At 63.6% G+C, this 22,347-nt stretch carries 26 protein-coding genes and 2 tRNA genes; 18 read left to right on the forward strand and 10 right to left on the reverse strand.

The annotated features are described in order from the left end of the window. The first annotated feature begins 30 nt into the window (after positions 1 to 30). The 13 genes from DLM85_RS06090 to DLM85_RS06150 all read left to right on the forward strand — a co-directional run bounded on the left by DLM85_RS06090 (position 31) and on the right by DLM85_RS06150 (position 10,340). The gene (locus DLM85_RS06090; RefSeq protein ID WP_111477156.1) at positions 31 to 612 is read left to right on the forward strand and encodes a TetR/AcrR family transcriptional regulator; all 582 of its coding nucleotides are present in this window, start codon (positions 31 to 33) and stop codon (positions 610 to 612) included. Between the two features lie 85 nt (positions 613 to 697). Next, a complete protein-coding gene (paaE, locus tag DLM85_RS06095; protein ID WP_111477157.1) occupies positions 698 to 1,780 on the forward strand; it encodes a 1,2-phenylacetyl-CoA epoxidase subunit PaaE in 1,083 nt (360 codons plus the stop codon). A 208-nt stretch (positions 1,781 to 1,988) separates the two neighbouring features. Continuing rightward, positions 1,989 to 2,942, forward strand: a complete 954-nt coding sequence (gene paaA / locus DLM85_RS06100; protein ID WP_111477158.1) for a 1,2-phenylacetyl-CoA epoxidase subunit PaaA — start codon at positions 1,989 to 1,991, stop codon at positions 2,940 to 2,942. A gap of 205 nt (positions 2,943 to 3,147) precedes the next feature. Then, positions 3,148 to 3,435 (forward strand): 1,2-phenylacetyl-CoA epoxidase subunit PaaB, encoded by a 288-nt coding sequence (paaB, locus tag DLM85_RS06105; RefSeq protein ID WP_111477159.1) that lies wholly within the window; start codon positions 3,148 to 3,150, stop codon positions 3,433 to 3,435. Between the two features lie 11 nt (positions 3,436 to 3,446). Further along, on the forward strand, positions 3,447 to 4,244 hold the full coding sequence (gene paaC, locus DLM85_RS06110) for a 1,2-phenylacetyl-CoA epoxidase subunit PaaC (protein ID WP_111477160.1): 798 nt from the start codon (positions 3,447 to 3,449) through the stop codon (positions 4,242 to 4,244). Between the two features lie 111 nt (positions 4,245 to 4,355). Next, positions 4,356 to 4,865 (forward strand): 1,2-phenylacetyl-CoA epoxidase subunit PaaD, encoded by a 510-nt coding sequence (gene paaD, locus DLM85_RS06115; RefSeq protein WP_111477161.1) that lies wholly within the window; start codon positions 4,356 to 4,358, stop codon positions 4,863 to 4,865. Positions 4,866 to 5,034: 169 nt separating this feature from the next. Next, positions 5,035 to 6,231, forward strand: a complete 1,197-nt coding sequence (locus DLM85_RS06120) for a 3-hydroxyacyl-CoA dehydrogenase NAD-binding domain-containing protein (RefSeq protein WP_207890962.1) — start codon at positions 5,035 to 5,037, stop codon at positions 6,229 to 6,231. Then, the gene (locus DLM85_RS06125) at positions 6,228 to 6,830 is read left to right on the forward strand and encodes an acyltransferase (RefSeq protein ID WP_111477162.1); all 603 of its coding nucleotides are present in this window, start codon (positions 6,228 to 6,230) and stop codon (positions 6,828 to 6,830) included. The genes DLM85_RS06120 and DLM85_RS06125 overlap by 4 nt, the downstream gene beginning before the upstream one ends. A 388-nt stretch (positions 6,831 to 7,218) precedes the next feature. Next, positions 7,219 to 7,629: a (R)-mandelonitrile lyase gene (locus tag DLM85_RS06130; RefSeq protein ID WP_111477163.1), complete on the forward strand. Its 411-nt coding sequence runs from the start codon at positions 7,219 to 7,221 to the stop codon at positions 7,627 to 7,629. 172 nt (positions 7,630 to 7,801) lie between these two features. Further along, on the forward strand, positions 7,802 to 8,374 hold the full coding sequence (locus DLM85_RS06135; RefSeq protein WP_111477164.1) for a sugar O-acetyltransferase: 573 nt from the start codon (positions 7,802 to 7,804) through the stop codon (positions 8,372 to 8,374). Between the two features lie 39 nt (positions 8,375 to 8,413). Next, entirely contained in the window at positions 8,414 to 8,908 is a 495-nt protein-coding gene (locus DLM85_RS06140) for a (R)-mandelonitrile lyase (protein WP_111477165.1), read from the forward strand. 12 nt (positions 8,909 to 8,920) lie between these two features. Further along, on the forward strand, positions 8,921 to 9,280 hold the full coding sequence (locus tag DLM85_RS06145; RefSeq protein ID WP_111477166.1) for a cyclophilin-like fold protein: 360 nt from the start codon (positions 8,921 to 8,923) through the stop codon (positions 9,278 to 9,280). A 169-nt stretch (positions 9,281 to 9,449) separates the two neighbouring features. Beyond that, the gene (locus DLM85_RS06150) at positions 9,450 to 10,340 is read left to right on the forward strand and encodes a helix-turn-helix domain-containing protein (RefSeq protein ID WP_165822026.1); all 891 of its coding nucleotides are present in this window, start codon (positions 9,450 to 9,452) and stop codon (positions 10,338 to 10,340) included. A 341-nt stretch (positions 10,341 to 10,681) separates the two neighbouring features. Here DLM85_RS06150 and DLM85_RS06155 read toward each other — a convergent pair. Continuing rightward, positions 10,682 to 10,753, reverse strand: a tRNA-Glu gene (locus DLM85_RS06155). A gap of 21 nt (positions 10,754 to 10,774) precedes the next feature. Next, a tRNA-Glu gene (locus tag DLM85_RS06160) sits at positions 10,775 to 10,846 on the reverse strand. A gap of 528 nt (positions 10,847 to 11,374) precedes the next feature. Here DLM85_RS06160 and DLM85_RS06165 point away from each other — a divergent pair. The 5 genes from DLM85_RS06165 to DLM85_RS06185 all read left to right on the forward strand — a co-directional run bounded on the left by DLM85_RS06165 (position 11,375) and on the right by DLM85_RS06185 (position 16,857). Continuing rightward, positions 11,375 to 11,701, forward strand: coding sequence for a hypothetical protein (locus DLM85_RS06165; RefSeq protein WP_111477168.1), 327 nt, complete (start codon positions 11,375 to 11,377; stop codon positions 11,699 to 11,701). Between the two features lie 73 nt (positions 11,702 to 11,774). Further along, positions 11,775 to 13,592, forward strand: a complete 1,818-nt coding sequence (locus DLM85_RS06170) for an ABC transporter ATP-binding protein (protein ID WP_111477169.1) — start codon at positions 11,775 to 11,777, stop codon at positions 13,590 to 13,592. A 343-nt stretch (positions 13,593 to 13,935) separates the two neighbouring features. After that, entirely contained in the window at positions 13,936 to 14,814 is an 879-nt protein-coding gene (locus DLM85_RS25725) for a M48 family metalloprotease (RefSeq protein WP_207890963.1), read from the forward strand. Between the two features lie 421 nt (positions 14,815 to 15,235). Next, a complete protein-coding gene (gene mutM / locus DLM85_RS06180; protein ID WP_111477170.1) occupies positions 15,236 to 16,051 on the forward strand; it encodes a DNA-formamidopyrimidine glycosylase in 816 nt (271 codons plus the stop codon). A gap of 299 nt (positions 16,052 to 16,350) precedes the next feature. Further along, the gene (locus DLM85_RS06185) at positions 16,351 to 16,857 is read left to right on the forward strand and encodes a hypothetical protein (RefSeq protein ID WP_111477171.1); all 507 of its coding nucleotides are present in this window, start codon (positions 16,351 to 16,353) and stop codon (positions 16,855 to 16,857) included. A 115-nt stretch (positions 16,858 to 16,972) separates the two neighbouring features. Here the strand turns inward: DLM85_RS06185 and DLM85_RS06190 are convergent, their stop codons facing one another. The 8 genes from DLM85_RS06190 to phhA all read right to left on the reverse strand — a co-directional run bounded on the left by DLM85_RS06190 (position 16,973) and on the right by phhA (position 22,144). Next, positions 16,973 to 17,251: a hypothetical protein gene (locus tag DLM85_RS06190; RefSeq protein ID WP_111477172.1), complete on the reverse strand. Its 279-nt coding sequence runs from the start codon at positions 17,249 to 17,251 to the stop codon at positions 16,973 to 16,975. 67 nt (positions 17,252 to 17,318) lie between these two features. Beyond that, positions 17,319 to 17,594, reverse strand: coding sequence for a hypothetical protein (locus tag DLM85_RS06195; RefSeq protein ID WP_111477173.1), 276 nt, complete (start codon positions 17,592 to 17,594; stop codon positions 17,319 to 17,321). Between the two features lie 48 nt (positions 17,595 to 17,642). Next, positions 17,643 to 17,936, reverse strand: coding sequence for a hypothetical protein (locus DLM85_RS06200; RefSeq protein ID WP_111477174.1), 294 nt, complete (start codon positions 17,934 to 17,936; stop codon positions 17,643 to 17,645). 3 nt (positions 17,937 to 17,939) lie between these two features. Continuing rightward, complete coding sequence (locus DLM85_RS06205) at positions 17,940 to 19,337, reverse strand: radical SAM protein (protein ID WP_111477175.1); 1,398 nt, start codon at positions 19,335 to 19,337, stop codon at positions 17,940 to 17,942. A 33-nt stretch (positions 19,338 to 19,370) separates the two neighbouring features. After that, entirely contained in the window at positions 19,371 to 19,913 is a 543-nt protein-coding gene (locus DLM85_RS06210) for a YcxB family protein (RefSeq protein ID WP_111477176.1), read from the reverse strand. Between the two features lie 21 nt (positions 19,914 to 19,934). Beyond that, complete coding sequence (locus DLM85_RS06215; RefSeq protein ID WP_133256931.1) at positions 19,935 to 20,489, reverse strand: hypothetical protein; 555 nt, start codon at positions 20,487 to 20,489, stop codon at positions 19,935 to 19,937. An 18-nt stretch (positions 20,490 to 20,507) separates the two neighbouring features. Beyond that, entirely contained in the window at positions 20,508 to 21,311 is an 804-nt protein-coding gene (locus DLM85_RS06220; RefSeq protein WP_111477521.1) for a prolipoprotein diacylglyceryl transferase family protein, read from the reverse strand. A gap of 89 nt (positions 21,312 to 21,400) precedes the next feature. Next, complete coding sequence (phhA, locus tag DLM85_RS06225) at positions 21,401 to 22,144, reverse strand: phenylalanine 4-monooxygenase (protein ID WP_111477178.1); 744 nt, start codon at positions 22,142 to 22,144, stop codon at positions 21,401 to 21,403. Positions 22,145 to 22,347 lie beyond the last annotated feature (203 nt).

Raw genomic sequence — 22,347 nt, forward strand, 5'->3', positions numbered from 1 at the left:
GCCTGCTCCGACCCGCACTTCCCTCCCTGCATGCTCACGACCAAGAAAACCATCAGGCGCCAGTTTATTCTGGACGAGGCGGCCAAGCTCTTCAAGGAGAAGGGCTACGGCGGCACGTCCATGCGCGACTTGGCCGGCAACGTGGGGCTGGAAGCGGCCAGCATGTACAACTACATCAAGTCGAAGGACGAAATCCTGGAGCTGATCTGCTCGCGCATTGCCGGCATCTACATCTCGCAGCTGCACGACATCGAGCAGACGGCCGCTTCCTACGCCGACAAGGTGAAGGCGCTGATCCGGCTGCACATCCGGCTGATGGTGGAGGAGGGCCCGGCCGTGTCGGTGGCCAACCACGACTGGAAATACCTGCCCGAGCCCCAGCTGACGGCGTTCAAACAGGCCCGTAAGGACTACGAAAAAGGCTTTGCGCAGCTAATTGAGCAAGGCATGGCGGCCGGCGAGTTTCAGCCGCTGAACGTGTCGGTAGCCTTGTTTACCATCCTCTCGGCGGTGCGCTGGGTAGAGCTCTGGTACCGCCCCGGCCGCGGGCTGTCGGCCGAAGAACTGGAAGAGGACATTATCACCATGCTGCTGAGCGGTTTGGCGAAATGAGTTGACAGTTTTTGAGTTGTCGGTTGTCAGTTTGTGCTGACGCCTGCCTGACAACTTGCAACTGACAACTGACAACTAAAACACCATGAGCCGTTTTCATAAAGTCAAGATTAAGAGCATTGTGCGCGAGACGCCGGACTGCGTATCGGTGGCGCTGGACGTGCCCGCCGACTTGCAGGACACGTTCCGCTTCACCCAGGGGCAGTACCTCACGTTTCGGCGCGAGCTGAACGGCGAGGAGCTGCGCCGCTCCTACTCCATCTGCAGCAGCCCGCTCGACGGGGAGTGGCGCGTGGCCATCAAGCAGGTGCCGGAGGGGCGGTTTTCCTCGCACGCCGTGCAGCAGCTGCGCGTGGGCGAGGAGCTGGAGGTAATGCCGCCGATGGGCCATTTCTACACCGACCTGCACCCCGGGCACCAGAAGCTGTACGTGGCCTTCGCCGCCGGCTCGGGCATCACGCCGGTCATGTCCATCCTGAAAACCATCCTGCTCACCGAGCCGGGCAGCCAGGTGTATCTGATTTACGGCAACCGGGGCCGCAACTCCATCATCTTCAAGGAGCAGATTGAGGCCCTGAAGAACAAGTTCGTGGACCGGCTGAGCGTGTACCACATCCTGAGCCGGGAGCACGGCGAGGCGGACCTCTTTTTCGGCCGCATCGACAAGCACAAGGCCCAGCAGTTTCTGCAGAAAATCATTCCGCCCCAGGAAATCGACGAGGCCTTCCTCTGCGGCCCGGAGGACATGATTCTGGGCGTGAAGGAAGCCCTGACCGAAGCCGGCGTGGCGCCCGAAAAGGTGCACTTCGAAATGTTCACCGCCGGCGAAGAAGGGCAGAAGCGGAAGGCGGAGCGGCAGCAGCAGCGTCCCGCGGGCGAAGACGACAAACACAGCCGCGTGACGGTGCAGCTGGAAGGCACGAAGTACCCGCTGGAAATGTCGTACTACGGCGACACGGTGCTGGACGCGCTGCTGGAAATCGGCGTCGACGCGCCCTACTCCTGCAAGAACGGCATGTGCAGCACCTGCCGCTGCCGCGTGACGGAGGGCACGGTGGAAATGGACGTAAACTACTCCCTCTCCGACACCGAAGTGGCCAAAGGCTACGTACTTAGCTGCCAGGCCCGCCCCACGTCGGAGAAAGTGAGCGTGGATTTCGACCAGTAGAACAGATTTGTTGGAACGCGTAGCAATGGCCGTCATGTCGAGCGAAGTCGAGACATCTCGCGTGCTGATGCCAGATAGTAAGCTCTTTGTTGAACGAGAGAATTACTATCAAGCCAGATTCTTCGCTCTGAATGACAGTTCTGGTAAGCCCAGCAGAAATATTTCCCACTTTTGCTAACGCCCGTTAGTAAATCTTTGTTAGCCTCCTATGGAAACGGCTGAACTCACCCAGGAAGAACAATTTCAGGCCCGCATCGACGCCGACGTGCGCATCGAGCCCAAGGACTGGATGCCCGAGGCGTACCGCAAGACGCTGATCCGGCAGATTTCCCAGCACGCGCACTCCGAGCTGGTGGGCATGCTGCCGGAAGGCAACTGGATTACGCGGGCTCCCTCGCTCAAGCGCAAATCCATCTTGCTGGCCAAGGTGCAGGACGAAGCCGGTCACGGCCTCTACCTGTACAGCGCCGCCGAAACCCTGGGCGCCTCCCGCGACCAGATGCTGGCCGACCTGCACTCGGGCAAGGCCAAGTACAGCAGCATCTTCAACTACCCCACCCTGAGCTGGGCCGACATGGGCACCATCGGCTGGCTGGTGGATGGGGCGGCCATTCTGAACCAGGTGCCGCTGTGCCGCACCTCGTACGGACCCTATGCCCGGGCCATGGTGCGGGTGTGCAAGGAGGAAAGCTTCCACCAGCGCCAGGGCTTCGAAATCATGCAGACCCTGTGCGAAGGCGCGCCGGCCCAGAAGCAGATGGCCCAGGAGGCGCTGAACCGCTGGTGGTGGCCCACGCTGATGATGTTCGGCCCCAAGGACGCCGACTCGCCCAACACCGAGCAGTCGATGAAGTGGCGCATCAAGCGCTTCACCAACGACGAGCTGCGCCAGAAATTCGTGGACATGATGGTGCCCCAGGCCGAGTTCCTGGGCCTCACCGTGCCCGACGACAAGCTCAAGTGGAACGAAACCAAGCAGGGCTACGACTTCGGTGACGTGGACTGGGCCGAGTTCTGGGACGTGGTGAAGGGCAACGGCCCCTGCTCCCGCGAACGGTTGCAGGCCCGCGTGCAGGCCCACGAAGACGGCGCCTGGGTGCGCGAAGCGGCCCTGGCCCACGCCGAAAAGCGCCGGCAGCGGGCCGAAACTGTTGCGGCGTAGTTGCCTGACGGACGCCTCGTTTCGCCTCACCCCTAGCCCCTCTCCGAAAAGGAGAGGGGAACTAGCAAGTAGTTTTAGCTTCCTCCTTTCCCCAAACCCTTAATACCTCTGCCACCTGGCATAGACATAGTTTCTAGACTAAAAACTAGAGCTAGTCCCCCCTCTCCTTTTCGGAGAGGGGGCTAGGGGGTGAGGCGACTACAACATGTCCCAGAAAGAATGGCCGCTGTGGGAAGTTTTCATCCGCAGCAAGCAGGGCCTCGACCATAAGCACGTGGGCTCACTGCACGCCGCCGACGCCGAAATGGCCGTCCAGAACGCCCGCGACGTGTACACCCGCCGCCTCGAAGGCGTGAGCATCTGGGTGGTAGAGTCCAAGCACGTGCACGCCTCCAACCCCGACGACGCGGCCGCCTTCTACGAGCCGGCCAACGACAAAATCTACCGCCACCCCACGTTCTACACGGTGCCGGACTCCATCAAGCACATGTAATCCGGCTGACCATGCAGGAAACCCACACCATCGTCGTGCCCGACGTGTCGGCCGAAGTGCGCCAGCAGCTGCTTGACTACGTGCTGCAGCTGGCCGATACCAGCCTGATCCTGGCCCACCGCCTCTCGGAGTGGTGCGGGCACGGCCCCATTCTGGAGCAGGACCTGGCCATGGCCAATATCTCGCTCGACCTGCTGGGCGAGGCGCGCAGCTACTACCAGTACGCCGCCGAGCTGGAAGGCCGGGGCCGCACCGAGGACGACCTGGCCTACCTGCGCAGCGCTGTGGAGTACCGCAACCCCTTGCTGGTGGAGCAGCCCAACGGGGACTTCGCCCACACCATCGTGCGGCAGTTTCTGTACGACGCCTTCCACTACCACCTGCTGCTGCAGCTGCAGGCCGGCCCCGATCAGCAGCTGGCCGCCATTGCCGAAAAATCGGTGAAGGAAGCCGCCTACCACGTGAAATGGAGCGCCGAGTGGATCATCCGCCTCGGCGACGGCACCAACGAAAGCCGCCGCCGCGTGGAAGCTGCCATCAACGCCCTCTGGCGCTACAGCGGCGAGCTGACCACGCCCTCGGCCACCGAGCAGGCCCTGCAACAGGCCGGCTTCGTGCCCGATTACGCCGCCATTCAAGGGCAGATCGACGAGCACGTGGCGCGGGTATTCGCGGAAGCCACGCTGCCGGTGCCGCAGGGCGTATTTATGCAGAAGGGCGGCAAAACCGGCCGCCACTCCGAGCACCTGGGCTACCTACTGGCCGAGCTGCAGTACCTGCAGCGCACCTATCCGGGCCTGACCTGGTAGAGCCCGAACGCTAATCCATTCTGAACGTCATGCTGAGCGAAGTCGAAGCATCTCTACTGATAGTAATTTCTTATTCAACGAAGCGGGAGAGATGCTTCGACTTCGCTCAGCATGACGCCCAATAACAACTCACCCTTCCCCACCGAGGACCGCATCTGGCAGCTGCTGGAAGAAGTATCCGACCCCGAGGTGCCGGTGCTCAGCATCCTGGACCTGGGCATCGTGCGCGGGGTGCGGCTGGAGGGCGAGGAGGTGCACGTGACCATCACGCCGACGTATTCGGGCTGCCCGGCCATGAACACCATTGCCACCGATATCCGGCTGCGGCTGCTGGCCGAGGGCATCACCAAGCTGCACATCCATAACCAGCTCAGTCCGGCCTGGACGACGGCCTGGATGTCGGAGGCCGGCAAGCAGAAGCTGGAGGCCTACGGCATTGCCCCGCCCCAGGACGCCACCGGCCACGTGCTGAACCTGTTCGGGCAGGACCCGGTGCTGCGCTGCCCGCACTGCCAGTCCACCAACACCCGGCTCATCAGCCAGTTCGGCTCCACCGCCTGCAAAGCGCATTACCAGTGCAACGACTGCCTGGAGCCTTTTGATTACTTCAAGTGCCACTGATTGGCCTTCAGCCCGTCATGTCGAGCTTGCCGAGACATCTCGCGTGCTGACTTCCACAAGTAACTTCTGTTCAACGAGCAGAATACTATCAGGCGAGATGTCTCGGCTGCGCTTGACATGACGGGCTAATGACCTGACTCCTGACCCTTCCCTCCTACCTTATTCCCGCATGGAAAAGATTACCATCGGCATCATCGGCAGCGGCGCCATGGGCGCGGGCATTGCGCAGGTGGTAGCCCAGGCCGGCCACCCCGTGTTCCTGTTCGACCTGAACGCCGCCGCCCTGCAGCGCGCCACCGTCGGTATCGGCACCAACCTGCGCAAGCTCGCCGAAAAGGGCAAGCTCGATTCGGCCGACGCGGAGGCCGCCATTGCCCGCGTGCGCACCTGCTCCGAGCTGCAGTGCTTCGCCGCCTGCGGGCTGGTCATCGAGGCCATTGTGGAGGAATTGGGCGTGAAGCAGGCCGTGTTCCGCGACGTGGAGGCGGTGGTACCGGCCAGCTGCGTACTGGCCACGAATACCTCGTCCCTCTCCATTGCCAGCATTGCCGCGGCCTGCCAGCGGCCCGAGCGGTTTATCGGCATCCACTTCTTCAACCCTGCCCCGCTGATGCAGCTGGTGGAAGTTATTCCGGCGGTGCAGACCCGCGCCGGGCTGGCCGACGAAACCAAGGCGCTGGTGCAGAGCTGGGGCAAGCTGCCGGTGGTCTGCAAGGACACGCCGGGCTTTATCGTCAACCGCATTGCCCGGCCCTACTACGGCGAGGCCATCCGGCTGCTGGAAGAAGGCGTGGCCGACGCGGCCACCATCGATTGGGCCCTGACCGAGTTGGGCGGCTTCCGCATGGGCCCGTTCGCGCTGATGGACTTCATCGGCCACGACGTGAACTACCGCGTCACCGAGTCGGTCTTCACCGCTTTCTTCTTCGACCCGCGCTTCAAGCCCTCGTTCACCCAGAAGCGCCTGTTCGAGGCCGGCTACTACGGCCGCAAATCGGGCCGCGGCTTCTACGACTACCGCGACGGCGCCACCACGCCCGAGCCCACCCGCGACCCGGCCCTGGGCCACCAGATTCTGCAGCGCGTGCTGGCCATGCTCATCAACGAAGCCGTGGACGCGCTGGCGCTGAACGTGGCCTCGCAGGACGACCTGGAGCTGGCCATGACCAAGGGCGTGAACTACCCCAAAGGCCTGCTGCGCTGGGCCGACGAGCTGGGCCTGCCCGCCGTGCTCCAAACCCTCGACGCACTCTACGACGAATACCACGAGGACCGCTACCGCGCCAGCCCGCTGCTGCGCCGCCGCGTCAGAGCCGGTCAGACGTTCTTTCCCGCGCCGGTAGCCGCCGGCACCCACTCCGCATGATTTATTCCTTCAACGGTATCGTACCGGTCGTGCACGAAACGGCCTTTGTGCACCCGCAGGCCACGGTGACCGGCAACGTTATCATCGGCCGGCAGGTGTACATCGGTCCTGGCGCGGCCATTCGCGGCGACTGGGGCCAGATTATCATCGAGGACGGCTGCAACGTGCAGGAAAACTGCACGTTGCATATGTTTCCGGGCACCACCGTGCGCCTGATGGAAATGGCCCACATCGGGCACGGGGCCATCATTCACGGCGCCACCGTGGGCCGCAACGTGCTGGTGGGCATGAACGCCGTCGTCATGGACCGCGTGGTCATCGGCGACGAAAGCATCATCGGCGCGCTGAGCTTTATCCGGGCCGACGAGGTGATTCCGCCGCGCAGCCTGGTGGTGGGCAATCCGCACAAGATTATCCGCCAGGTGAGCGACGACATGCTGGCCTGGAAAACCGAGGGCACGCAGGTATACATGCAGCTCCCGGCCGACCTGCACGCCACCCTGCAGCCCTGCGAGCCGCTGCGCGAAGTGCCCGCCGACCGCGCCGTGCAGGCCGGCGGCTACGGCACCTGGGCCGAGCGCAAGGCTCAGTCGGAATAACCACGGCCGGCCCGAACGGCAGTGCTTTCATCAGCCGATGCAACAACCAAAGGCCGCTCAGCTTGCTGAGCGGCCTTTTTCGTAACCTTTAGGCAGCTATTATCCGCCCTTGCCGTAGTCAGTGCTTTTGCGTTGAGAAACCTCTGGCCAGGCCCTTATCAATCTGCTGGCCGCGTCACGTTGTCGAATCCAGCCTGATTATTTGAAATTCTTACTGGTTGCTTTGATTGTCGTTACCCGCTCCGCTGCAAGGCAGGGGACCTTTGTGTTGTGCTTTTCGAGTCGGCGGCACGCATTGCAAGTCACCTTAGCTGGCGCCGATGGTATTGCTTAAGCATCTGGCCTTAAGCCAGCCGCCGATGCGCCCTCCTACTCGTATTTACCTCTTATGAGCAACCCAACCAACACTCCTCAGTCGCTGGCCGGCACCAAGCGCGGCCCGGCCGAATACTTCACCGGCACCGCCTGGGTGACCATGCTCGTCGGGGCCAACCCCACCGACTGCACCGTGGGCGACGTGACCTTTGAGCCAGGGGCGCGCAACAACTGGCACGCCCACCCGGCCGGGCAGCTGCTGGTGGTGACGGCCGGCCGGGGCTACTACCAGGAGCAGGGTCAGCCAGCCCGCCTGCTACGGCCCGGCGACGCGGTGAGCATTGCCCCTGGCGTGGTGCACTGGCACGGCGCCACCGCCGACAGCCTCTTTACTCACCTGGCCGTCAATCCTGGCGTCGGCCAGGGCGTGGCCGACTGGCGGCAGCCCGTCACGGACGAAGAATACCGCGCCGCACACCAGTAAGGCCCTCTTAAGAACGCCTCGCGCGCAGCTGCCGCTTCAGTTCACCTCAGCATCGGACTTCCCGGCGGGCAGAGCACTCCGCAGCGGGTACCACCCATCATAGCGAAACGGCGGTGGGTGAGCCGCAGACCGACGCGGCGCGTGCTGAAGCAATACCCTACCAGCCGAACCCATGGAACCCCAAGCCCGAACCATTTTTGAGCGGGAGCTGGCCGGCGAGCTTATTTCCCTCGACGACCCGGACTACCCGCTGATTTACGCCGTCATCCGTAAGGCCATCCGGCTCACCTCGGAGCTGAACGCCATGCCGGTGGACGACAACGCGCAGGTTAACCGCGCGTTCAGCCAGCTCATCGACCGGCCCGTCGACGACACGTTCTTCCTGATTCCGCCCTTCTACACCGACTTCGGCCACAACATCCGCATCGGCCGGAACGTGTTCGTGAACCACGCCTGTACCTTCATGGACCGCGGCGGTATCACGCTGGAAGACAACGTGCTGATCGGGCCGAAGGTGAACCTCATCACCACCAACCACCCCACCGAGCCGGGGCAGCGCCGCAGCACCTATTCCAGGCCCATCGTCATCCGGCAGGGCGCCTGGCTAGGGGCCAACGCGACGGTGATGCCCGGCGTGACCATCGGCGAAAACGCCATTGTGGGCGCTGGCGCGGTGGTGACCAAGGATGTGCCGGCCGGCTGCATCGTGGCGGGCGTACCGGCTCGGGTGGTTAAGCACCTGTAAGCAGCCGACCCTACAGAACGCACCACTTAATCCCCGACCATGAAACGCATTGCACTGACTTCTGTCCTGGCCGTAAGTACCGGCCTGGCCACTTTCGCCCAGACCACTCCGCCGGCGCCCGCCGCCAAATCAGCCGCGGCCCCGGGCGCCATCTTTCCCAAGGGCGAGCGGGCGCCGGCCCAGAATTTCACCGGTGAGGTGCACGTGTATCCGCTGGTGAAGGACGAGCCGGCTTTCAACTGCACGAGCAGCAGCGTGAGCTTTTCGCCCGGCGCCCGCTCGAACTGGCACCGGCACCCGGCGGGCCAGATTCTGATGGTGACCGGCGGCGTGGGCTACTACCAGGAAAAGGGCCAGCCGGTGCGGCTGCTGCGCCAGGGCGAGGTGGTGAAGGCCCGGCCCGGCGTGGAGCACTGGCACGGGGCCTCGCCCCGGCAGGCCATGACGCACATTGCCCTCAACGTCAACACCGAACAGGGCGTCGTGACCTGGGGCCGGGCGGTGACCGACCAGGAATACAATAGCTACAAGTGACTGTCCAGCCCGATGGAGCCGCCCAAACTGCGCATTAGCGTGGGCGCGCAGGTGCTGACCGCCACGCTGTACGACAACGCCGCGGCCCGCGACTTTGCCGCCCTGCTGCCGCTCACGCTTACCCTGCAGGACTACGCCGGCACCGAGAAAATCAGCGACTTGCCCGCGCGGCTCTCAACCCAGGGCGCCCCTGCCGGGCACACGCCCGCGGCCGGTGAACTGGCCTACTACGCGCCCTGGGGCAATCTGGCCTTGTTTTACCGCGACTTCCGCTACTCCGCCGGCTTAGTGGTGCTGGGCAAGCTGGAGGGCGACGTGGAGGCGTTTCGCGCGGCCGGCCCGGTGACGGTGAAGCTGGAATTGCTGCCTTGACGCGGCGGCTCGGCAGGGCCAGGCGCCTGTTCCCACTGCCCGCCTGGTAAAAGCCATTGTTCCCCTTCTCCTTTCGTTTGCGCTTATGTCGGCAACAAAACCCCAGCTGCCCGCGTCTGTTATAGGCTTACAGCAACGCCGCCGGTTGGCCAAAGCGCTGAGCAACCCCATGACCACGTCACGCGCCTTCTCGCAGCCGGCTACGGACTTCGCCACCACGGACATCGAAGTGCTGACCATGCACGAAGCCCGCTGCGGCATGAGCAACTTCGACCGCCGCGACATGTTCAAGGTGGTGCTGGTGGTGGAGGGCGCCAATGAGCTGCACTACACCACCCGTAGCTACGCCGTCGACCGGCCCGCGCTGGTGTTTACCAACCGCCTGATTCCTTACGCCTGGGAAGTAGTCGAAGGCTCCACCGACCAACAGGGCCACCTGTGCTGCTTCTCCGAGTCATTTCTGCATTCGGCCATGCGCGGCGTGAGCCTGAAAGACACCGTGCTCTACAAGGTGGAAGGCAACCCGGTGTACTTTCTCGACGCGGAGCAACTGCGCTACTTCACCGACGCCTTCACCCGCATGCGCCGGGATTTGCAGTCGGACTACGCCCACAAGGACGATTTGCTGCGCAACCAGCTTTCCATCATCATTCACGAAGCGGCCCGCCTGCAGCCGGCCACGGCCCAGCACGCGCCGGCTAATGCAGCCGAGCGCATCACCTCGCTGTTTCTGAACCTGCTGGAGGTGCAGTTCCCGGTCACGGCGCAGCTGCGGGAGCCGGTGCTGAAATCCGCCAGCGACTACGCCGACCGCATGGCCGTGCACGTCAACCACCTGAATGCCATGGTGAAGGAGGTGACGGGCAAGTCGACCACCAGCCACATCAACGAGCGGCTGGTAATGGAAGCCAAGCTGCTGCTGGCCCACACTGCCTGGAGCGTGGGCGAAATTGCCTACAGCCTGGGCTTTGAGTACCCCACATACTTCAACAACTTCTTCAAGAAGCACACCGGCATCACCCCACTCACTTTCCGCCGCGCCCACCTGGCCGTGGCCTGACGAGCCTTTTCGGCGGGCGTTTCACCCGTAGCTGGCGCGGCCAGCACGGCCCGTCGTCGGCCCCTCGCTCGAAATGACAGGGGCCGTCTGTTCGTCGCTGCGCTGCTCCAGCCCTGCTGGTACCGGCCAGATCCGTTGACCAGAGCCTAGCGGCTATCCAAGCGCCGGCCGGGCAGAATGCGCCGCCTGCACGGGCGCGGTTTGGTGCCGGCCCGCCAGTGCGGCTGGCAGCAATTGGGCGGAGTGCCCAATTACCGCATTTCGTCTCCTTCTTTCTGACCCGGAGGCTATAAAAAGAAACCACCCTGCAAATGCTTGCAGGGTGGTTTCTTTTGTTGAAGTAGTCCGTAGGGGAATCGAACCCCTGTTGGCAGAATGAAAATCTGCAGTCCTAACCCCTAGACGAACGGACCAGGTTCAAACGGCAATCGGAGTAGTCCGTAGGGGAATCGAACCCCTGTTGGCAGAATGAAAATCTGCAGTCCTAACCCCTAGACGAACGGACCAGATAACCAGCCGCTGCCGTTTGATGGTGCAAAGATAGACAGACCGACTTTCACCGCAATACCATGCCGTAAAAAAAGTGCCTTTGCAGATAAATTGACCTGATTTTCAGGCTGAAATTTTTCCAAGGGGCGCAATACCCCGCTCCACGGCCGTACCAGCGGCCCCGCAAGCCGGGCCGGCGCCGGGGACAAACCGGGCCAGTCGTAAAAAAAGCAGGCTGCCTGTCATGACGTGACACCACACCTGAGGCCACGTCAGTTGCCGCATTTGACAGGCAGCCCACTCCGGCAAAGAACGGCGCCGGGGGCGGCCCCGCGGCGGGCGCCGATACGGATTTGGGGCCGCAATAAATACGGATTTTGCAGTCGACGAGTCCCGGCTTGCCAATCCGGCAAAGCGGCACTTACCCAGCCACTGATTTCGCAATCAAAGGCTTATCTTTTCTGAAGCTTCGTGCGTATCAACCGTACCGGTTGCTTCCCGCGGCCGGCATTGCCTCCGCTCACTTGCTCCGCCCCTTCCCACCCATGGATGTCTACCACGAAATTCTGCCCGACCGCTACGTCCTGCTGCTGACGGACAGCGCCTCGCCCGCCGCCGGCTCGGCCGCCGACAACCTCGCCCGCTGCCTGCTGCAGGCCTACCGCAGCGGCAAGGCCAGCGTCTGGATTGACTGCAGCCGCCTGCACCACCTGCCCGCCGCCGCCCGCGACCTGCTGCTGCGCTACCAGAAGCGCCTGGGCCGCCAATCGGTGCGCCTCGTGCTTGGCCCGGCCTCCCTGGCCGTGCGCCAGGCCTTTGCCGACGTGGCCCCGGAAGCCCGGCCCGAAATGGCCGAGGAGGAGCCGGCCTGAGCACGCCGGCCGCGGGAAAACTTCTACCGGTGCGGCTGGTTGTTGGGGGACCGTTCTCCCCTACCTTCCTCCCATGAAACTGCTGTTTGGTTACCTGCGCCACTACTGGGGCTTGTTGGCGCTGGCGTTGCTGCTGGCGGCCATCAACCAGGTTTTCTCCCTGCTCGACCCGTATATTTTTCGGCAGATCATCGACCGGCACGTGACGCCCGCGCTGGGCAGCCCGGTGCTGCCCACGCTGAGCGCGTTTCTGCTGGGCGGCGCGGGCCTGCTCGTGCTCAAAGCCATGGGCGTGGCCATGGTATCGCGCATTGCCAAGAACTTCCAGGACTACTACGTCAACGTCATCACCCAGCGCCTGGGCGCGCAGCTCTACGCCGACGGGCTGAGCCACTCGCTGGATCTGCCCTACCAGGTATTCGAGGATCAGCGCTCGGGCGAGACGCTGGGCAAGCTGCAGAAGGTGCGCACCGACGTGGAGAAGCTCATCCAGAACTTCGTGAACGTGCTGTTCACCTCGCTGGTGGGCATCATCTTCGTGATGTGGTACGCCGCTACGGTGTACTGGCCCATCGCGCCGGTGTACTTCCTGACGATTCCGCTGCTGGGCACCGTCAGTTCCCTGCTGAGCAAGAAAATCAAGGTGGTGCAGAAAACCATCGTGGCTGAAACGACGGCCCTGGCCGGCTCGACCACCGAAAGCCTGCGCAACATCGAGCTGGTGAAAAGCCTGGGACTGGCCCAGCAGGAAACACAGCGGCTGAACAATACCACCGACCGGATTCTGCAGCTGGAGCTGAAAAAGGTGCGCTACATCCGCTCCCTGTCGTTCGTGCAGGGCACCTTCGTGAATCTGCTGCGCAGCGTGATTCTGCTGATGATGCTGTTTCTGGTGGCGCAGCACAAGCTCACGCTCGGGGAGTTTTTCTCCCTGTTTATCTACTCCTTCGCCATTTTCGGACCGTTGCAGGAGCTGGGCAATATCATCAACATCTACCGCGAAACGGAAGCCTCGCTGGCCAACTTCCAGCAGATTCTGGACACGCCGCGCGACGTGAGGCCGCAGGCGCCTGCGGCCATCGGGCCGCTGCGCACGCTGGCGTTCGACGACGTGCATTTCCGCCACCTCACGGCCAACACGCCCGCGCTGGACGGCATTTCGTTCCGCACCGAGCTGGGCCAGACGGTAGCTTTTGTGGGGCCTTCGGGCTCGGGCAAAACCACGCTGGTGAAGCTGCTGGTGGGCCTCTACCCGCCGGCACAGGGCCAGATCCTCTACAACGACGTGCCCGGCGCCCAGCTCGACCTCGACGCCCTGCGCGAGCAAATCGGCTTCGTGACCCAGGACCCGCAGCTCTTCGCCGGCAGCATCCGCGACAACCTGCGCTTCGTGGCGCCCCACGCCACCGACGAGGAGTGCCTGCGCGCCCTGCGCGAAGCCGCCGCCGACTCTTTGCTGCGCCGGGCGCCGCAGGGGCTCGATACGGTTATCGGGGAGGGCGGCGTGAAGGTATCGGGCGGCGAAAAGCAGCGCCTGAGCATTGCCCGGGCCCTGCTACGGCGCCCCACGCTGCTGGTGTTCGACGAAGCCACTTCGGCCCTGGACTCGCTCACCGAGGAGGAAATCAGCCGCACGGTGCGCGAGCTATCGGCCACGCGGCGCCACCTGACCATCCTCATTGCCCACCGCCTGAGCACCATCCTGCACGCCGACTGCATCTACGTGCTGGAGCGCGGCCGCATTGTGGAGGCCGGGCGACACGAGGCGCTGCTGGAGCGCAAGGGCCTGTACTACGCCATGTGGCGGCAGCAGATCGGGGAGCGGCAGCGGCCGGCTTCGCTGGTGGCCGCCGCCGACGGCGTGGCACGCCCGGCCCCGCTGCCGGCTTAGGCCAAAGGCCTCGTTCTCAACACCAAAAACAACCCGCCATGCTGCTTTCAGCATGGCGGGTTGCGTTGCGAGGGGCCAGGTGGGCTTCGGCTGTCCGGCGCGGCCAGCACCGAGGCGCATCGTACCAGCGGCTTTGTACTTGAGCGGGAAGGCGCCCGCACCAGGACGGCCGGACCCTGCATAAAACAAGTTATCCTGGGGTTATGACCAGCAAATATTGCTCTTGAGAATAAACGAAAAACGGGTCACCTCACGTTATACTAATGCCAGATGACAGCACGGCTTCGTGTTGACTTTGGCAGCATTCTTGCAAAACTCCACGCTGAAACAAAAGGATTTTTTCATGAACCGCACCCGCACTTTCCGCCAGCTGCTGACCAGCGCGCTCCTCTTCGTAGGGCTGCTGACGAGCGGCGTGGCCCAAGCCGCCCAACCGGCGCCGCAGCGTGACGTGCTGCGTGAAATCACCGACGTCGTTGGCCTGAAGCCCCGCTTCGAGCTGCGCGCCACCACCCAGGTGGAAAACGCGGCGGCCGTGGTATCCGGCGGCAAGCGCTACCTTCTATACAACCCCAGCTTCGTGGCGGCCGTGAACCGCGCCAGCCGCACCGACTGGGCCGGCGTGAGCATTCTGGCCCACGAAATGGGCCACCACCTGAACGGCCACACCCTGCAGGGCGGCGGCTCGAACCCCACCGACGAGCTGGAGGCCGATGAGTTTTCGGGCTTTGTGCTCCGCAAGATGGGCGCCAGCCTGGCCGAAGCCCAGACGGCCCTGGCCGTGGTGTCGCAGGAATACGACTCGCCGACCCACCCGGGCCGCAGCACGCGCCTGGCGGCCATCAACCGCGGCTGGCAGCAGGCCAGCGGACAGATTGCGGCCAGCAACCGCTCGTCGGTGCCCTCGGCCCAGCCGGTGGCCATTACGCCGCGGCCGGTGCAGGCCCAGCCGGTGGCCCAGCAGCAGATCAGCTTCGTGGGCAAGCTCACCTTCCGCGACAACCCCGCCCAGCCGCTGTACGTGACCAAAGGCCTGAACATTGTGCGCGTGGACCAGGACGAGCGCACCGCCGCCGTGGTGGGCCGCCTCACGCGCTCCAACAGCGCCGACTTTCCCTTCGTGCTCATCGACGGGCAGCAGCGCCGGCTCTACGTCAGCGCCCAGGGGGGCATCTTCAATCCGCAGGGCCAGCAGATCGGCCGCCTGACCGACCCGTCGTAACCGCGTCATCAGATATAAGGCACTCCGTCGTCGGACCGTTTAACCGCCCGTTGCCCTTGTTGGCAGCGGGCGGTTGTCGTTTGGGACTGCCTGGGTTCAGGGAGAAGCCGTTTTGATGGTCAGCCCCAAGCAGCTTGAGCTTTATGCTTGACCACGTCGACGTGCGGGGCGCTGCGCGGGGGATGATGCCCTTTTAGAGCGAGGTTTGGAATTTCAGGTTTTGGTCCTGCTTCGGCAAGCGGACGCCAGATGAAGCAGGACGCCCTGAAGGCACTTTTAGCGTAAATCCAAACGCAGTCTTAGCGGTGCATCGGAGGCCAGAGAATGTTTGGCAGCGAATGAGATTTAAGCTGGAGCGTTGCTGTTATCGTAGACCTTGGATTGACTGCTTTCCAATCTGTCACGCAGAAAATTTTATCGAATGCCCGAACTACCCGAAGTCGAAACCTACCGGCGCTTTTTGGATGAACTGCTGCTGCACCAGACCATTGTGCAGCTCGACGTATTCGACGCCCACGTGCTGGCCGAACCCGAGGCCGCGCTGCGCCAGGCCGTGGTGGGCGCCACCGTCACGGGCACCCGGCGCCTGGGCAAAAACCTGTTTCTCGAACTCTCCACCGGCCGGATGCTGGTCCTGCACTTCGGCATGACCGGCGACGTGGGTGCCTACCGCGACGAGCCCGACCGGCCGCGCTTTACCCGCGTGGCCTTCGAACTGGCCGACGGGCTGCGCGTGGCCTTCATCGACCCGCGCAAGTTTGGCCGCCTCCGCCTGGCCGACAGCGTGGCCGACTTCCAGCGGCAGAAAAAGCTGGGCCCCGACGCGCTGGATTTGACGCTGGCGGAGCTGCAGACGGCCCTGCGCGGGCGCAAAACCCTGCTCAAGCCCCTGCTGCTCGACCAGCGCCTGGCCGCCGGCCTTGGCAACTGGATTGTGGACGAGGTGCTGTTTCAGGCCCGGCTGCACCCCGAGCGGGTGGCCGGCTCGCTCACGCCGGCGGAAGTGGCGCAGCTGCACGCCGCCATCGGGCTGGTGCTGACCACGGCCATCGAGGCGGAGGCCCGTTACCGCCAGTTTCCGACCTCGTTTCTGATTCATGCCCGGGAGTGGGACGCGTACCCGGTGCCGGGCTCGGAGGCGTATAAGCATTGCCCCACGGACCAGCAGGCAATTGTAAAAAAATACGTCGGCGGGCGGGCCACCTATTATTGCCCGGTGTGCCAGAAAGAACAATAACGCATACTTCTCCAAACCGCACTTAACTAAAAGCCGCTCTGCAAGTTCTGCGGGCGGCTTTTGCATTTTGCCTACATTCAAAAGTACAAATATAAATTGCATTGAATTTTTCAGATATAATGTTTGAATTATTGACTTTTTCCGCGAAAACCCGAACTATCCGCAGTAGCTTAGCATTGTGACGACAACGCAGGGCCAGCCACCTTGGCCTCAGACGTGAAGTTGGAATGTGTACTGAAAGCAAAACGCCGACCGAGCGAGGAGCTCGATCTTCTTCACCAAACCATTTACCCGTTTTCATGAAGAAACTGACCGTTTACCTGAGCCTGGCGCTGACCCTTGCTGGTTTGGCATCGTGTGAGAAAGAAATTGATGAAGTAGCCCAGCCCTCGGCCCAAGCGGCGGCTGATGCGAAGACCCAGCAAACCCCGCTGCAACTGCTTTCGGGCGGCCAGTGGCGCCTGACCGACCTGAAAACCACCAGCAAAGCCGCCGGCTCGCCCGACGCGGTGACGGTGAGCATCTTCGGGCAGCTCAAACCCACCATGCGCGACAACCTGACCCAGTTTACGGCCGATGGCCGTTACATTCAGGACGAAGGCGCCACCAAGCTCAACCCGGCTATGGCCCAGCAGAAAGCTGGCAGCTACAAGCTGAGCGACGACAACAAGACCCTCACGGTGACGCTGCCCAACCTGGAGCGCGTGTACTCGGTGGAGGAACTCACCGCCACCCAGCTGCGCCTGAAGCTCACCGAGGGCACGGACGACAAGGCCGTGAGCTACGAAAGCACTTTCGCGCACTAAGCGCGCTGTTGATTTCCCAAGTCCCGCTGGCTCCACCCAGTGGGGGCGCCCGGCCACTGTGTGGTCGGGCGTTTTTTTGTTCTGGGCTGCCGGCTCGTGCGGGAATATTATGGCGCTATTGCACAAGAGCCGCGGCTACGCCGCAGGAGCCGGGTCCGATGATGAGTACCAGCAGCGCGCTCAGCCAGTAACCGGCCGCCGTGCCCTGGGACTTACCGAAGCTGTGCACAAGGCCCAGTGCCGCGTTGACCAGCGCCTGCAACACGATCAGGACACCGAAAAAGACGAAGACGCTTCCGTCATTCAGTTTGGCCAGCATTCCGAACGCCGCGGCGCCGGCTAGCACAATCAGCAGGTTGGTGCGTACGACGCGGCGGTTGTACTCGGAGAGCATGGCGCAACAAGGGTTAGCGAATCCGCCGGCCCCGGGCGGGCGGCGTATCGGGGCGGGAGTTTACCGGTTAGCCGTTTACGAAGGCCAGCCCGCAGGCGCCCAGCCCGATAATAGGCAGGATAAGGCAGGCCAGCAGGAAGCCCTGGAAGTAGGGTTTGCTTTCGGGCAGCTTGAACAGCGAAACCAGCCAGGCCAGCCCGTTGAGCAGCCACAGCGGCACGGCCAACCAGAACAGAGCGAAAGCCGCGGCGGCGTGGTCGTTGCTCTGCGCCAGCGCCACGACGCCCAGCAGCAAAACGAGCAGGAGGTTGATGCCGAGAATAGTGGCCGTGGTGCGGTGCATAAAACAACCGGGGCAAGCTGGAGAATATACGCGGGAGCCGGGTCCGCGTCAGTGCATCGAGCCCAGCTTCAGGTGGGTGGCGCAGTCGCCGAAGCCGATGACGAACATCAGCAGGCCGCTGAGCACGAAGCTCAGGCCCAGGCGCGAGCGGCCCGTGGTAATCAGCACCAGAAACGCCAGCCCGTCGAGGAAAGCCAGGCCGAAGAGGATGAAGAAGATGCCCTCGTCGTCGTCGAGCCACTGCCGGCCCAGGTGCAGTACGAGCACCAGGCCCAGATGAACGAGCAGCACCCGGCCGAGATGGCCGGGCGGCTGGGGCGGCGCGGGCGGCGGCGTGTACATGGGCTAGAGCACGGGAATGTCGCGCAGCACCTCCAGGCGTTCCTGCTTGGGCTGGTCGCGGTAGAAGATGTTCATCGTCTCGAAGGGAATGATCTTGTTGTCCTTCGACACGATGTGGACGCAGGACTTCTTCACGGCGCGCACGTCGAAGTTCCAGGCGTCCATAAACTGCAGGATGATAACGCGGAACAGGTTTTCGTAGCGCAGCGTGGGCGCCTGCACCAGCGGCAGGCAGCACAAGAGCTGATTCAGCTCGGGCGTGACGGTATCCACCGTGTTGGCGGTGCTGAACATGCGCATCAAATGGCCCTGCAGGCGCGGGTCGCGCTCAAACACGATGGTGTTGCGCGAGTTCTGCAGCAACTCGGCGGGCTTGATGTAGCGCGTGAGCGGGTACACTTCGCCGTCGAGCTTGAGGGCGTAGGCCATGGCCAGCGCGTCGGGGTTGCAGGGCACCGGCAGCAGGTCGTCGGCCGAAAACACCGGGCTCTGCTCCAGGATGGCCGTGCGCACGTCGGTGAGCGAGATGCGGCCCTCGTCGGAGAAATGGTCGAGGCGGCCGGCGGCCTGGGTGGGCTGGAACGTGACGCCGCGCACGCACCGCTGCTGCAGGGCAAAGTCGATGAGCTGGCCCACCTCGTCGTCGTTGAGCCCCTTCTGCAGGGTGGCCACCAGCGTGGTGCTCAGGTTGTGCTTGTTCAGATGTTCTAGGGCGTCGAGGCGCACCTGGCGCAGGTCGCGGCCGCGCATCTGGCGCAGGGCCTCTTCCTTAAAGGAGTCGAACTGCAGGTACACCTCGAAGGCGGGCATGTAGGTGGCCAGCCGGGCCACGAATTCCTCGTCCTTGGCCAGGCGCACGCCGTTGGTATTCACCATCAGGTGCTTAATGGGCTTGCGCTTGCACAGGTCGAGGATTTCCCAGAACTGCGGGTGCAGGGTGGGCTCCCCGCCCGAAATCTGCACCACGTCCGGCTCGCCCTCGTTGGCCACCAAGGTGTCAATCATCTGCTCGACCTCCTCCAGGGTACGGTGCCGGCCGTGGGTGGGGCTGCTTTCGGCGTAGCAGGTGGGGCAGGTCAGGTTGCAGCGGTCCGTTATTTCGATGACCGTGAGGCAGCTGTGCTGCTCGTGGTCGGTGCAGAGGCCGCAGTCGTAGGGGCAGCCGTAGTGGGTGGCGGTGTTGAAGCGGCGCGGCACCTCGCTCTGCTTCACGTAGTTGCGGATCTGCTTGTAGTATTCGATGTCGGAGGCAATGCGCACCTTCTGCCGGCCGTGCTCGGGGCAGCGCTTGAGCATGTAGACGGCCTCGTCCTGAAAGACGATTTTGGCCTCCACGCGGCGCAGGCAGTGCGGGCAGAGGCTCAGGGTGAAGTCGTAGTAGGTATAGGGGCGTTCGGGCATGGCGGCGGCAGCATCGTGGAGGTCAACTGGCAGTTACTTCCACTGCCAGGATTGGTCGTCAACATACTCTATTCCGTTCAGATTGGCCAACCGGTGCAACTCGCTTGCCAGAGCCGCGACGTCGACCTGGTTTTTTGGCACAATCACCGCCCCCGCAGGGTTGTAGCGCAGCAGAAAGGCCTGGCTGGTTTCCACAATCTGGTACAGCTCACGCAATTGCAACTCATTGCGACTGGCTTTATCCACCGACCTGAGCAGGGAATCGGTTAACTCCAGAACGACCGTCGCCCCGATTTGACCTTGGTAGTTGGTTTCAATGTGCTTGCGGTAATGCCGTTTGTAGCGCCAGCGCGAATAGAGCGGATACAGCGCGGCGCTGGCTACCGCCAACAGCGCAAAATATACCATCAGGCTCGTGACGTGCTCCTGGTAAAATATATAGGCCAGGCTAACAAAAGCCAACGTTATAATAATCCAGCTGCGTAGGCGGCTGCGCCGAACCACCGGCGAATGACTGGCCGCATATAGTTGATAGTGCAGGAAATCGTCGGCTTGCAGGGAGTAGGATAAATGCATGCGAAATTGATAAAGTGCTTGTTACTGGCTCTTGGCCGGCAGCACGATTTCCCGACTCAGGTTGGGCACCAGCCGCCGCACCGCTTCCCAGTCCTTGCCGGCCGTATCGAGGAAGGCCCAGGTCCTGCCGCCGTCGCTCGACACGGCCAGCAGGGTCGACTGGGTGGTTTTGGTAGCGGCGGCCAGCTGAAACTCGGTGGTTTGCGGCAGGGTGCACTGCAGCTGCCGGTCGACGGCGACGATGCGCGTAGGCGCGCCGTGCGTGACGTTGCTGACCTTGCCGCCCTGGGCGCTCATGTCCTCCAGGCCCTTGCGCAGCTGCCGGGCCAGCACGTCGGGGCCACCGGCCAGGCGCACCACGTCGGGGTGCATAAAGTCGGCGAAGGTTTCAAAGTCTTCCTTCAAAAAGGCCTGCTCCATGGCCGTAACCTGGGTTTCGAGGTTGGCGCGGCGCACTTCGTCGGGCAGGGGCTTGGCTTGGGCCAAGCCAAGGGCGGGCAGCAGCACGGCCAGCCACAGAAAAATCAAAGGCAGCCACTGACGGTCAGGGCGTGGGGCAATTTGCAAAGCAGGCATGGGCAACTTTAGAACGACTTAATCAGAAAACGAAGAAACGCGGGCCGGAACGGGAAATGCCGGCGGGCTACCCGCCCGAGGCCGGCGGGCGTCTTGCCCCCACAGCCAGGCGTAGTACAGCAGCCCGGCTACGCAGGCCCACTGAATGCTGGTCAGCAGCAGGCCCGGCAAGGGCGGCGTGGGCTTGATGAACTCCACCAGCAGGCGAAACAGCAGGTAACAGCTCAGCAGCAGCCGGAAGCGCCAGCCCTCGGGCAGCGGACGGCGGCGCTCCAGCAGCCACAGGGCGGCGCCGAGCAGCAGCCAGAACAGGATTTCGTAGAGGTTGGTGGGATGCCGCGGTACCCCGTCGCCCAGGTTCATTGCCCAGGGCAAGGTGGAGGGCGTGCCGTAGGTGCCGTCTTCGAGGCCCGACAGGAAGCAGCCGGTGCGGCCCAGCACCATGCCCAGGATGATGGGAAACACCATCAAATCCCCCGAGGAAGCCGTGACGCCGAGACGCTTCTTGGTCCATTCCACCCCGATCAGCCCGCCGAGCAGGCCGCCGACGATGGTTTTGTTGGTGAAGTAGTACAGCGGGCCGCCGGGCGGGTGCAGCAGCAGCGGCGGATGCTCCAGCAGGCCCAGCGCCCGGGAGCCCAGCAAGGCCCCGGCAGCGGCGCCGATGAAAATCCACAGCCGATGGTCGGTGCTGATGCGGTCGGGGGTACGGGCGCGCAGGTAGCGGTAGTAGCGGTAGCCCAGCGAGTAGGCCAGCACCTCAAAGAGCAGGTGGGCGGGCAGAACTACGGGGCCGAGCTGAAGCTGAACGGGAAACGTCACGGCGGGCAAGATAGACAGCCGGCCGCAACTCCCCCGCACCACCCGCGCCCCGCCTGGCTACGGGCGGGACGCGGGTTGGGGTAGCCGCTTCAGACCTCCGCTCCTACCGAGGCCGCGCGCAGCTGGCGCTGCACCTCGGGCAGGGTATCGAAGAGCTGGTCGAGCGAGTCGAGCACGAAGTAATCGGTCTGGAACACGTCCTTGCGGAAGGCGGTGGCCAGCACGGCGTCGGTGCCGAAGGTGTGCCGCCGGGGCTCGGGGCCGAGGCTGTAGCGCGTCTCGCCGGCGGAGGAAAGGATGCCCGCCCCGTAGATGCGCGCCTGCCCGCTGCCCGCGTCGCGGATCAGGCCAAACTCCACCGTAAACCAGTACAGCCGGGCCAGCAGCTCCACGGCGGCCGGGTCGGCGGCGTGGCGCAGGCCGATGTGGCCGAGCTGGTGCAGAAAGCGGGCAAACGCGGGGTTGGTGAGCAAGGGCACGTGGCCGAACACGTCGTGGAACATATCGGGCTCTTCCAGGTAGTCCAGCTCGGCGAGCTTGCGCAGCCAGGTGGTGGCCGGAAACTGCCGGGCCGCCAGCAGCCCGAAAAACACTGCGTCGTCGACGATACCGGGCACGGCCACCAGCTCCCAGCCGGTGAGGCGGCGCAGCACCTGGTTGGTCTGGCGGAAGTCCGGAATCTGGTCGGCCGTAAAGCCGATGCGGGCCAGGCCCTCCATAAACGCGGGGGCGGCACGGCCGGGCAGGGCCTGCAATTGACGTTCGAAGAGCAGCTGCCACACGTGGCGGTCCTCGGCGGTGTACTGGTCGTAGTGTTGTTGGAGCAGGGTCATGGCTCGGAGGAGTTAGAAGGGGTGAAAAACAAAAAGCCCCTCTCCGGCTATCGGAGAGGGGCGAGTATGAAGCGGTTCCTGGCGGCGACGTTACGTCGTCTGCTCGGGTGCCGTCGCGCATACACGACCACTGCCGAAGCCGGTGGGCTGGCAGGAGCGGTAATAATAATAGCGCGACGAAAAGCGGGTGAGCATGGGGCAAA

Source organism: Hymenobacter edaphi (assembly GCF_003258365.1).
Taxonomy (GTDB): Bacteria; Bacteroidota; Bacteroidia; order Cytophagales; family Hymenobacteraceae; genus Solirubrum; species Solirubrum edaphi.